Source organism: Streptomyces sp. HUAS MG91, assembly GCF_040529335.1.
Classification (GTDB): Bacteria; Actinomycetota; Actinomycetes; order Streptomycetales; family Streptomycetaceae; genus Streptomyces; species Streptomyces tabacisoli.
In genome coordinates this window covers 923,262-934,806 of sequence record NZ_CP159534.1, presented here as the reverse complement: position 1 = coordinate 934,806, position 11,545 = coordinate 923,262, and the positions used below count along the sequence as shown (strand labels likewise).

Sequence of the window (11,545 nt, the reverse complement as noted above, 5' to 3'; positions counted from 1 at the left end):
CGAGGTGCGGTGATTCTTCCCTGATTCCTACCCAACGGACCCGGCCGCTGCGCGAGGATCTACCGGTGAGGGCCCGCCCGGGCGCACCCGACATCCCCCGTGAGGAAGACTGAGTTGAGCACAATCGGAATCGGTCAGGCCGTCGTACTCGGAGTGGTCGAGGGTGTGACCGAGTTCCTGCCCGTGTCGTCCACCGGCCATCTGAAGATCGCCGAAGGGCTGATGGACATCCCGGTCGACGACAAGGCGGTCGTCGCCTTCACCGCGGTCATCCAGGTCGGCGCCATCGCCGCCGTCCTCGTCTACTTCTTCCGCGACATCCTGCGCTTCGTCACCGCTTGGGGACGCGGCCTGGCCGACCGCTCCCAGCGCACCAGCCACGACTACAAGTTCACCTGGTGGGTCATCTACGCGACCATTCCGATCGTCGTCGTCGGACTGGCGGCGAAACCCCTCATCGAAGGGCCGCTGGCCTCGCTGTGGGTCGTCGCGGGCTCACTGATCGTCGGCAGCGGTGTCATGTGGGTCGCCGACCAGATGGGCCGCCACAAGCGCGGCGAGGCCGACACCACCTTCAAGGACGCCATGCTGGTCGGCTGCTCGCAGATCCTCGCCCTCCTCTTCCCCGGCTTCTCCCGCTCCGGCGCGACCATGTCGACGGCGCTGCTCCTCGACCTGGACCGGGTCGCGGCCACCCGGCTCTCCTTCTTCCTCGGCCTTCCCGCCCTGACCGGCGCCGGGCTGTACGAACTCAAGGACGCGGTGGGCGGCGGGGTGGACGCCGCGCCGCTGATCGTCGGCACCGTGGTGTCCTTCGTCGTCGCCTACGCGTCCATCGCCTGGCTGCTCAAGTTCGTCGCCAAGCACTCCTTCAACGCGTTCGTCATCTACCGGATCGTGGTCGGGGCGCTCGTGTTCGCGCTGCTCGGCGCGGGCGTGCTCAACGCCTGACCGGCGGTTCGGCCCGCCGGTCACCGCCTCGCGATCACTCCACGTCCTGGTCCACGACCGCGTAGCCGGGCACGGAGGGCCAGCGGACGGTCAGCACCACCGACTCCTCCTCCGCGATCCACGAGTGATCCACTCCGTGTCCCCACACGACGTAGTCACCCTGCTCCTCCAGCAGGACACTGCGGCCGGGGAGTTCGACGCGGAAGCGGCCGCTGATGAGGACCAGGAGGGCGGTGCGCTCCTCGCCGCGCACCCATTGCCGCCGCTCGTCGCCGCGCGGATGGACGCCCCATTTGATCTCCACGTCCTCGCTGTGGCGCGGATCTCCGGCGTCCTTGAAGTGTCCGAGGAGCCAGCCCCGGTCCAGTGCCGCGTCCTTGCCCGCGTTGCCCACATACACGCTGTCGCTCACGAGCCGGACGCTAGCAGCTCCGCCGCGGCGGCGACGAGGAAGCAGAGCCACTGCACGGGGTCCGGGCGCAGCGGCTCTGCGCTCGATCCTCTCGGATCGCCGGGGCCGGACGCGGACGCTTCCCGGGTGCGGTTGCGCTCAGCGGCTGACGGCCTCGCTCCGCGGACATCGCGGGCACCGGCGCGCCGGATCCGGGGCAGGGGAAGAGTGGGGGAGGGGCGGGGCGGCCGGAGTCGAACCGGCGTCCTCGCGGTTCTGGAGACCGCGCGCGTCAACCACCTGCGCTACGCCCCGCCTTGAGGTGGAGCCTAGCCCGTGACGGCCCTGACGTCAGCGGCACAGCCGCACGGCTGCCGCCCCCTCGCACGTCCGGTCCGCGCTGCTCGACCAGCCGGCTCGCGATCACGCACGACGAACCGTTCGCCGGACGGCGCCGGGGTTCAGACCACGCCGTCCGCCCTCAGGCGCGCGATCTCCGCGGGCGTACGGCCCTGGGCGGCCAGGATGCGTTCGGTGTGAGCGCCCAGCGCGGGCACCGGATCCATCCGCGCGTCGACGCCCGCCAGATCCGCCGGCGGACGCAGGGCCCGCACGACACCGCCCGGAGTGCCGACGTCCACCCAGCGGTCCCGCTCCGCGAGAACCGGATGACCGACGAACTCCGCGACGTCGTTCACCCCCGTGTTCGCGATGCCCGCCTCGTCCAGGGCCTTGGCCACGTCGTCGCTGCCGGAGCGGCCGAAGCGCGCCGCGACGATCGCGTTCAGCTCCTCACGGTGGGCCACCCGGTCCGAACCGGTGGTGAACCGCGGATCACCGGCCAACTCGGGCTGTTCCAGGAAGCGTTCGCACAGCGCGACCCACTCCCGCTCGTTCTGGACGGAGAAGAGCACCTGCTTGCCGTCGGCCGCGGTGAAGGCGCCGTACGGGGCGATGGTGGCGTGCTGCGTGCCGATGCGCGGCGGCTGCGTCCCTCCGTACCGGGTGTAGTACGCGGGCTGGCTCACCCACTCCGCGAGCGCCTCGAACAGGGACACCTCCACGGCGCGCGCCACACCCGTGGTGGCCCGGGTGAACAGCGCGGTCAGGATCCCGGTGTACGCGTACATGCCGGCGGCGATGTCGGCGACCGACACCCCCGCCCGGGCGGTCTCCTCCCGGGTGCCGGTCAGCGAGACGAGGCCGGTCTGGCACTGCACCAGCAGGTCGTACGCCTTGCGGTCGGCCCACGGGCCCGAGGTGCCCCAGCCCGAGACCGTGCAGGCGATCAGCGACGGGTGGCGCTCGGCCAGAGTCGGCGCGTCGAGGCCGAGCCGGGCGGCCGCGCCGGGGCCGAGGTTCTGGACGAAGACGTCCGCGCCGGACAGGAGTTCGTCGAGGATCGCCCGCCCCTCGGCGGACTTCACGTCCAGCGTCAGCGACTCCTTGGACCGGTTGAGCCACACGAAGTAGCTGGACTCCCCGTGGACCGTCGTGTCGTAGTGCCGGGCGAAGTCGCCGCCGTCCGGGCGCTCGATCTTGATCACGCGGGCGCCCAGATCGGCCAGCTGGCGGGTGGCGAACGGCGCCGCCACGGCCTGCTCGATGCTGACGACGGTGATGCCCGCGAGCGGCAGCGCGGCGGCACGGTCGGTCGGTTCGGTCATACGAGGCCTCCAGGTCGGTGTGGGGCGGGCGGCAGGGCTGTTCGGAAGTCCCGGCCCCACGGGCAGGAGCAGCGCCGCGGGGCATGCCGTCGGGGCATGGAGGCATCACGGCTCTCTCTTGTTCGTGACGGCTCATCACCGCACATGATGAGGGCGCCCTCCACCGCCCGGCCACTACCATCTGCCCCACGCACCGGCGTCGACGGAGAGGTGGTCCATGGCCAGGGAATTCGCGCTGCTGGGAGTGCCGTCCTGCGCGGGAACGCACGGGCCTGGCCAGGAGAAGGCCCCGGCGGCGCTGCGCTCCGCCGGCCTCGTGGACCGGCTGCGGGCGGCCGGGGTGAAGGTGACGGACCACGGCGATCTGCCGGTGGTGCCGTTCAGGACCGATCCCGCCCGCCGGGACCGGCAGAACCTGCCGCTCGTGGTCGACGTGGCCCGCGCCGTGGCCGACCGGGTCGGGGCGATCCTCGACTCGGGCGCGGTGCCGCTGGTCGTGGGCGGCGACTGCACGATCACCCTGGGCGTGCTCGCCGCCCACGTCGCCCGCCGCCCCGACACGGGACTGCTCTACTTCGACGGGGACCTCGACCTCTCGGTGCCCGCGACCAGCAGGTCCGGGATCCTCGACACGATGGTCCTGTCCCATCTGCTGGGCGACGGCGCCCCCGAACTCCGGGACGTGGGGCCGCGCACCCCGCTGATGCCGGTCTCCGCGATCGCGGCGTTCGGCTACGAGCCCGCGGAGCTGGGTCCGGCAGGCCGGGAGCGGCTGGCCTCGTACGGTCTGCGGGCCGTGTCCTGCACCGAGATCACCGCGCCGGGCACCGACCCGGTCGCCGAGGCGCGCGCGTGCTGGCGCGCCCTCGCCTCCGATCGCGACCGGTTCGTCCTCCACTTCGACGTCGACGTGATCGACTCGGTGGACTTCCCGCTGGCCGACTTCCCGCACTTCAACGAGGGGCTGCCGGTCGAGACCGCGTTCGACTGCCTCGCCGAGTTCGGCTCCGCGCCGCCACTCGCGGCGCTGGTGGTCACGGAGGTCAATCCCCACCGCGACCCTACGGGGGAGATGGTGGACGCGCTGGTCAGCGCCCTGGTGCGGGCGCTCGCTCCGCGTCCGGCGTGACACCCGGGCCCGTCAGCGGCAGCCGCGTCCCGGGGCGCTCGGGGGTGCGCCGGGCGACCTCGACGAACCCCTCTCCGCTCAGCACGCCGACCAGGCCGTGAGAGGCGGAGCCGACGGTCACCGGCCCCAGCACCTCGTCCACGGGATACGCCTCCGGGGCCGATGCGCCGCGGCCCGCGCAGGGGCCACGGCCGCCCGCACCAGGTCGCGCGAGACACCGCTCGGTCACCGCGGCGAGGCTCCGTCGTCCTCGCCGAAGCCGCGGAAGGTTCCCGACGCGTCGGCGCTGTCGGCGAACTCCGCGAAGTCCATGTTCCACAGACAGAGGTTGGCCGAGACATCGGGGAACCAGCGTGCGGGGACCCTGAACGTCCGTCCGGGCTCGTCCGAGAGGTCCACGGCCACGAGCGGACGCTCGGGGTCCGTCATCGTGGCCGCGTCCGCCAGGAACGTGTAATGGATCCGCTCGTCGGCGCCCGCGGCGGCGTCCTCGGCCACCAGGGCCCGGATCTCCACGCCGTCGAAGCGACCCTCGCTCGCGTACGTGGCCATGCAGTACTCGTGCGTCCCGTCGAGCTCGGCGCGGAACGCGTCCCAGGCCGCCTCGTCACCGAAGGCGGTACGCAGGACCAGTGACGTCAGGTCGTCGGGCTGAGGCAGCGGCATGGCGTGATGGTCTCACCCGGCACCGACAACGGCGGGCGTCCGTGGCCCGGCGTGCCGCGTGGGGCGATGGACCGGCCGAGCGGGTCCCAAACATCCGTCGGGCGCGATCATCGGATCGAGTTAATGTCACCCGGTTCTCCTGGATCCGCCCGCTCGGACGCCTTTACCGTTCACGTGCAATCCGGATCAACCGGCCACAACTCCCCTCTGTACGAGGGCACTTACCTCTGAACCTGGAGAGCTTCCCGTTGACTGTTGACTCGGCCCCGGAGGCCCGCACGGAGCCGCCACGGCAATCCAGTCTGGGCACGGCGGCTGCCCGCAATCTCTCCACCACGACCAAGTCGGCCCCGCAGATGCAGGAGATCAGCTCCCGCTGGCTGCTGCGGATGCTGCCCTGGGTGGAGACCACGGGCGGCACCTACCGGGTGAACCGCCGCCTGACCTACACCGTCGGAGACGGCAGCGTCGAGTTCGTCCAGGACGGCTCCCGCGTCCGCGTCATCCCGCGCGAACTCGGTGAACTGGCGCCGCTGCGGGGCTTCGACGACGTGGACGTGCTGACCGCCCTCGCCGATCGGTGCGTGCAACGCGACTTCCGGGCCGGCGAGACGCTGGTCGAGCGCGGAACGCCGGCCGACCGGCTCCACCTCATCGCCCACGGCCGTGTCGGCCAGCTCGCCGAAGGGGAGTTCGGCGCCGACGTCACCCTCGACGTCCTCGCCGACGGCGACCGCTTCGGGGACGAGGCCCTGCTGGACGAGGACGCCCAGTGGCAGCAGACCGCGGTCGCCGAGACCTCCGGCACCCTGCTCACCCTGTCGCGCGCCGACTTCGCCTCCGTACTGGCCGGCGCACCGGGCCTGCGGGACCACGTGGACGCCTTCCGGTCACGGTCGCGGCAGCGGCAGAACCACCGCGGCGAGGCGGAGATCGCGATGTCGGCGGGCCACCACGGCGAGCACCACCTGCCGGGCGCCTTCGTCGACTACGAGGCACGGCCGCGCGAGTACGAACTCTCGGTCGCCCAGACCATCCTGCGCGTCCACACCCGGGTCGCCGACCTCTACAACCAGCCGATGAACCAGACCGAGGAGCAGCTCCGGCTCACCATCGAGGCGCTGCGGGAGCGCCAGGAGCACGAGCTCATCAACAACCGCGAGTTCGGGCTGCTGCACAACGCCGACTTCAAACAGCGCATCCAGACGCACGCGGGCCCGCCGACGCCCGACGACCTCGACTCCCTGCTCACCCGCCGGCGCGGATCGAAGTTCTACCTCGCCCACCCCCGCACGATCGCGGCGATCGGCCGCGAGTTCAACGCGCGCGGGCTCTACCCGGAGAACACGGAGCTGCACGGCGAGCAGGTCATGACCTGGCGCGGCGTCCCGATCCTGCCCTGCGACAAGATCCCCGTCACCAAGGAACGCACCAGCTCGATCCTCATCATGCGTACCGGTGAGGAGGACCAGGGAGTCATCGGACTGCGGCAGACCGGACTGCCCGACGAGTACGAACCAGGGCTCTCCGTCCGCTTCATGGGCGTCGACGAAAAGGCGATCACCTCGTACCTCGTCAGCACCTACTACTCGGCCGCCATCCTCGTGCCGGACGCGGTCGGCGTCCTGGAGAACGTGCAGATCTCCCGCTGGCCCAGGTAGCTGGCCCAGGTAGCGGCACGCCGCCCGCCGCCCCGGAAAGCAAGGAGCCCCAAGGAGTCATGGATGCCCCCGCCTGAGCCGGTCCCTCCGCAATCGGGCCTGCCGGAAGCCGCCGCCCGCTACGGGGCGCAGGTCCTGGCCGACGCCACGGCCCGCGCGCGCGACATCAGCGCGGCCTTCGGCGGCCTGCCGTCCCCTCCCGCCCCGCCGTCCCCTCCCGACGCACCGGCCCCGCCCGGTTCCGTACCCGCCGAAGTCCCGCTGCCGGACGCCGGCCTGGCGCGGATCCTGAGCGGACCCAGCGGCATCGGCACGGCCGGTCTGCGCCTGAGCCTCCCCGAGGAGGCCCCGGCGTCGACGCCGGCCGCCGCGACGGGCACCCCGATCCCCGGCCTGTACCACCACCCGATCCCCGAGCCCGATCCCGTACGGGTCGCCGAGGTCAGCCGCAGGATCAAGGACTGGGCGCTGGACGAGGTCTCCCTCTACCCCGAGGACTGGGCCGAGGAGTTCGACGGCTTCTCCGTGGGCAGCTACATGGTCGGCTGCCACCCCGACGCGCCCGGCATCGACCACCTGATGATCGCCACCCGCCTGATGGTCGCCGAGAACGCGGTGGACGACTGCTACTGCGAGGACCACGGCGGCTCGCCCGTCGGACTCGGCGAACGCCTGCTCCTCGCGCACACCGCCCTCGACCCCCTGTACACGACGAGCGAGTACCAGCCGGACTGGGCGAAGTCGCTGCACTCGGACGCCCCGCGCCGGGCGTACCGCTCCGCCATGGAGTACTTCGTCCAGGTGGGCAGCGCCTCCCAGGCCGACCGGTACCGGCACGACATGGCCCGGCTGCACCTCGGCTACCTCGCCGAGGCCGCCTGGGCCCAGGAGGAGCGGGTGCCGGAGGTGTGGGAGTACCTGGCGATGCGCCAGTTCAACAACTTCCGCCCCTGCCCCACCATCACCGACACCGTCGGCGGCTACGAACTGCCCGCGGACCTGCACGCCCGACCGGACATGCAGAAGGTCATCGCCCTCGCCGGCAACGCGACGACCATCGTCAACGACCTCTACTCCTACATGAAGGAACTCGACGCTCCAGGCACGCACTTGAACCTGCCGGTCGTGATCGCGGAACGGGAAGGCCTCTCCGACCGGGACGCCTACCTGAAGTCGGTCGAGGTCCACAACGACCTCATGCACGACTTCGAGTCCGCGGCCGCGGCCCTGGCCGCCGAGCTGCCCCTGCCGAGCGTCCAGCGCTTCCTGCGCGGCGTCGCCGCGTGGGTCGACGGCAACCACCACTGGCACCAGAACAACACCTACCGCTACAGCCTGCCCGACTTCTGGTAAGAGATTGGACCCATCTGTGCTCAGCACCGAACTCACCGTCCCCTCCAACGGCCGCACCCTCCAGGTCCCCAAGCCGGCCACGCCCTACCAGGGGGACATCGCCCGCTACTGGGACGGCGAGGCCCGTCCCGTGAACCTGCGGCTCGGTGACGTCGACGGTCTCTACCACCACCACTACGGCATCGGAGACGTCGACCACTCGGCCCTCGGCGCCGACGGCGACGAGCAGAAGCTCATCGCGGAACTCCACCGCCTGGAGTCGGCCCAGGCCGACCTCCTGCTGAAGCACCTCGGCGACATCGGCCCCGACGACACCCTGATGGACGCCGGCTGCGGGCGCGGCGGCTCGATGGTGATGGCCAACCAGCGCTTCGGCTGCTCGGTCGAAGGCGTCACCCTCTCGGCCAAGCAGGCCGAGTTCGCCAACGGCCGCGCCGCCGAACTCGGCATCCAGGACCGGGTGCGCGCCCGCGTCTGCAACATGCTCTCCACCCCCTTCGACACCGGACAGATGGCCGCCTCGTGGAACAACGAGTCGAGCATGTACGTCGACCTGCACGACCTCTTCGCGGAGCACTCCCGCGTCCTGAAGGTCGGCGGCCGCTACGTCACCATCACCGGCTGCTGGAACCCGCGCTACGGCCAGCCCTCCAAGTGGGTCTCCCAGATCAACGCCCACTTCGAGTGCAACATCCACTCGCGCCGTGAGTACCTGCGCGCCATGGCCGACAACCGCCTGGTCCCGCAGGCCGTCATCGACCTCACCCCCGACACCCTGCCCTACTGGAAGCTGCGCGCCACCTCGTCGCTGGTGACGGGGATCGAGGAGGCGTTCATCAAGTCCTACGAGGACGGTTCCTTCCAGTACGTCCTGATCGCGGCCGACCGGGTCTGACCCGCGCACCCGCCCACCGGAGGGCCCGAACGAACCGTTCGGGCCCTCCCCGCACGGAGCCCGGCCAGCTGTTGCACAATCGGCTGATGGCCGTCTCCGTACCCGACCTCGTGGCTCAGCCCGCGCTCCGGCTCACCGCGCTGACCAGCCACTGTGCCGACCCCGAGCGGCGGATCCGCTGGGTCTCCACCACGGAGCTGCCCGACCCGCTGCCGTTCCTGCGCGGCGGCGAGCTGGTGATGACCACCGGCCTCCTCGAGCGGGACGAGGAGGAGTGGATCGGACTGCTCGGGCGGCTCGCCGAGCTGCCCGTCGCCGCGTTGTGCGTCGGGACGGGGCTCGTGCACGAGGCGGTGCCCGAGGTCGTCGTCGAGACCGCCGAGCGGGCCGGCCTCGCGCTGGTGCGGTCGCCGGTCGAGGTGCCGTTCGCACAGATCAGCCACTGGGTCGCCGAGCAGACGTTCGCCGAGCAGTACGACGCCGTGCGCGCCGCCGCCGCGGTGCAGGACGAGCTGATGCGGGAGCTGCTGTCCGGACACGGGCTGCGCGGGCTGCTGCGCCGGCTGTACCGGCAGCTCGGCGCGGGCCCGGTCGCCGTGGTGGAGCCGGACGGCAGCGTTCTCGCCCGCCACCCCGCCTCCGCCGCCTGGCCGGGCGAGGGCCCCGGCACGGCCGTGCCGATCGAGGTCGACGGGGTGCCGGTCGCCCTGCTCTGCACCCGCCGGGCCACCCCGCGCAGCGACGTGCTGTCGTTCGCGACGAGCATCCTCGGCCTGGAAGTGGCCCGCCACCAGGCCGTGCTGACCGGCCGCAGGGAACTGCTCGGCCAGCTCCTCGAGGACGTGCTGCACCGCACCATCCCGGACGCCGACGCCCGCCGCCGCCTCGCCGCCCACCACCTGGCCGTCGACGGGCCGCACGCGGTCGTGGTCGCCCGCGTCGACGGCGACCCCGCCCGGCTGCGCAGCCTGCCCTGGACCCTCGGCCCGCTCCTGGAACGCGAGGGCGACCGGCTGCCCACCGCGCTCATCGACGACACGGTGACCGTCGTCGTACCGGACGGCGCCGACGCCGAGGCGGCCGCCCGCACCGTCGCCGGCCACCTGATCCTGCTGGACCCGAAGGTCCGCGTCGGCGTCGGCGAACCCCGCCGCGGGGTGAGCGGGCTGCGGCTCGGCTACTTCGAGGCCCGCCAGGCCGCCGGGACGGGGCCCGGCGTGCACCGGGCCGCGCCGCTCAGCCTCGCCGGCCTGCTCCTGGGCAACCTGGACCTGCCGCTGCGCGAACTCGGAACCGGCGTCCTCGCCCCGCTCCTGCGGCACGACGAGGCCCAGCACGCCGACCTCCTCACCACCCTGCGGACCTACCTCGCCCACGACTGCGCCTCCGCCGCCACCGCCGCGGCGCTCACCCTGCACCGCAACAGCCTGCGCTACCGGCTCCAGCTGATCGAACAGCTCACCGGCCGCGACCTCGACCGGCTGACCGACCGGCTCGAACTGTGGCTGGCCCTGACCGCACTCGACGCGGACCCGGCGGCGGACTGACCCCGGGGTCAGCGCAGCAGCTTGCGCGACACCACGATCCGCTGGATCTGGTTCGTGCCCTCGTAGATCTGGGTGATCTTCGCGTCGCGCATCATCCGCTCGGCCGGGAAGTCCTTGGTGTAGCCGTAGCCGCCGAGCAGCTGCACCGCGTCGGTCGTGACCGACATCGCGGTGTCGGAGGCCAGACACTTGGCGGCCGCGCCGAAGTACGTCAGATCGTCGGCGTTCACGCTGCTGCGCGCGGCGGCCGCGTACACCATCTGCCGGGCCGACTCCACCTTCATCGCCATGTCGGCCAGCATGAACTGCACCCCCTGGAAGTCCGCGAGGGCCTGCCCGAACTGGCGCCGCTCGCGCACATAGCCGGTCGCCAGATCGAGGGCGCCCTGCGCGATGCCCAGCGCCTGCGCGCCGACCGAGACCCGAGTGTGGTCCAGGGTGCCCAGCGCGAGGCGCAGCCCCTTGCCGCGCTCGCCGAGCAGCCGGTCGCCGGGGATCCGGCAGCCGTCGAAGTACACCTCGCGGGTGACCGAGCCCTTCAGCCCCATCTTCCGCTCCGGCTCGCCGTACGAGATCCCGGCGTCGTCCGCGTGCACGACGAACGCCGAGATGCCGCGCGAGCCCGCCTCCGGGTCGGTGACCGCGAACACGATCAGGTACTTGGCGACGCCCGCCGAGGTGATCCACGTCTTCACCCCGTCCAGCACCCAGCCGTCCCCGTCGGCGGCGGCCCGGCAGCGCATCGCGCCGACGTCACTGCCCGCCTCCCGCTCACTGATCGCGTACGCCATCAGCGCCTCACCCGAGGCGACCTCCGGCAGATAGCGGCCGCGCTGCTCCGGCGTACCGGCCAGCAGCAGCGGAGTGACACCCAGCTTGTTGGACGTCTGGACGGTCGACGAGGACGCGCAGGCCCGCGCCACCTCCTCCACGGCGACAGCCGCCGCGATCGCGTCCATCCCGTCGCCCCCGAACTCCTCCGGGACACCGGGGGCGTGCAGCCCCGCGGCGACGAGGCGCCGGTAGTTGTCGTGCGGGAACTCGGCCCGCTCGTCGGTCTCCGCCGCCCGGGGAGCCAGCTCCTTCTCGGCGAAGGCACGGGCCGCGGCGCGGAACTCGTCGTACATCGGGGGCAGCAGGAACGGCGTCATGCCGGGCTCCTTCGTGTGGAACGGGGGTGGGCGGGATCCATTGCCGCGCACCGCGCCGCCCCGCGCCAAGGTGCGCGCGCACGACGATCGGCCCCCGTTTCGTGCACGTGCACATCGACGCCCCGGACCGTGCC

At 72.1% G+C, this 11,545-nt stretch carries 11 protein-coding genes and 1 tRNA gene; 6 read left to right on the top strand and 6 right to left on the bottom strand.

The window, feature by feature from the left end; genetic code table 11:
• Positions 1-114 precede the first annotated feature (114 nt).
• Positions 115-951, top strand: coding sequence for an undecaprenyl-diphosphate phosphatase (locus ABII15_RS04380; RefSeq protein WP_353940938.1), 837 nt, complete (start codon positions 115-117; stop codon positions 949-951).
• Positions 952-985: 34 nt separating this feature from the next.
• On the opposite strand, the gene ABII15_RS04375 is transcribed toward ABII15_RS04380, so the two are convergent.
• From ABII15_RS04375 to ABII15_RS04365, 3 genes are all read right to left on the bottom strand, one after another.
• On the bottom strand, positions 986-1,363 hold the full coding sequence (locus ABII15_RS04375) for a signal peptidase I (RefSeq protein WP_353940937.1): 378 nt from the start codon (positions 1,361-1,363) through the stop codon (positions 986-988).
• Between the two features lie 218 nt (positions 1,364-1,581).
• Positions 1,582-1,657: transfer RNA gene (locus tag ABII15_RS04370), tRNA-Trp, on the bottom strand.
• A gap of 146 nt (positions 1,658-1,803) precedes the next feature.
• Positions 1,804-3,009 (bottom strand): CaiB/BaiF CoA-transferase family protein, encoded by a 1,206-nt coding sequence (locus tag ABII15_RS04365; RefSeq protein WP_353940936.1) that lies wholly within the window; start codon positions 3,007-3,009, stop codon positions 1,804-1,806.
• Positions 3,010-3,226: 217 nt separating this feature from the next.
• Here ABII15_RS04365 and ABII15_RS04360 point away from each other — a divergent pair, with 217 nt between their 5' ends.
• On the top strand, positions 3,227-4,138 hold the full coding sequence (locus tag ABII15_RS04360) for an arginase family protein (protein ID WP_353940935.1): 912 nt from the start codon (positions 3,227-3,229) through the stop codon (positions 4,136-4,138).
• On the opposite strand, the gene ABII15_RS04355 is transcribed toward ABII15_RS04360, so the two are convergent.
• Positions 4,098-4,280, bottom strand: coding sequence for a hypothetical protein (locus ABII15_RS04355; RefSeq protein ID WP_353940934.1), 183 nt, complete (start codon positions 4,278-4,280; stop codon positions 4,098-4,100). The genes ABII15_RS04360 and ABII15_RS04355 overlap by 41 nt on opposite strands.
• An 83-nt stretch (positions 4,281-4,363) precedes the next feature.
• A complete protein-coding gene (locus tag ABII15_RS04350) occupies positions 4,364-4,804 on the bottom strand; it encodes a hypothetical protein (RefSeq protein ID WP_353940933.1) in 441 nt (146 codons plus the stop codon).
• Between the two features lie 248 nt (positions 4,805-5,052).
• On the opposite strand from ABII15_RS04350, the gene ABII15_RS04345 reads away from it, so the two are divergent.
• The 4 genes from ABII15_RS04345 (at position 5,053) to ABII15_RS04330 (ending at position 10,260) form a co-directional block, all read left to right on the top strand.
• The gene (locus ABII15_RS04345) at positions 5,053-6,465 is read left to right on the top strand and encodes a family 2B encapsulin nanocompartment shell protein (RefSeq protein WP_353940932.1); all 1,413 of its coding nucleotides are present in this window, start codon (positions 5,053-5,055) and stop codon (positions 6,463-6,465) included.
• A gap of 63 nt (positions 6,466-6,528) precedes the next feature.
• Positions 6,529-7,818 (top strand): family 2 encapsulin nanocompartment cargo protein terpene cyclase, encoded by a 1,290-nt coding sequence (locus tag ABII15_RS04340; RefSeq protein ID WP_353940931.1) that lies wholly within the window; start codon positions 6,529-6,531, stop codon positions 7,816-7,818.
• 16 nt (positions 7,819-7,834) lie between these two features.
• On the top strand, positions 7,835-8,713 hold the full coding sequence (locus ABII15_RS04335) for a geranyl diphosphate 2-C-methyltransferase (protein ID WP_353940930.1): 879 nt from the start codon (positions 7,835-7,837) through the stop codon (positions 8,711-8,713).
• Positions 8,714-8,799: 86 nt separating this feature from the next.
• Positions 8,800-10,260, top strand: a complete 1,461-nt coding sequence (locus ABII15_RS04330; RefSeq protein ID WP_353940929.1) for a PucR family transcriptional regulator ligand-binding domain-containing protein — start codon at positions 8,800-8,802, stop codon at positions 10,258-10,260.
• An 8-nt stretch (positions 10,261-10,268) separates the two neighbouring features.
• On the opposite strand, the gene ABII15_RS04325 is transcribed toward ABII15_RS04330, so the two are convergent.
• Positions 10,269-11,411, bottom strand: a complete 1,143-nt coding sequence (locus tag ABII15_RS04325) for an acyl-CoA dehydrogenase family protein (protein WP_353940928.1) — start codon at positions 11,409-11,411, stop codon at positions 10,269-10,271.
• Positions 11,412-11,545: the final 134 nt, after the last annotated feature.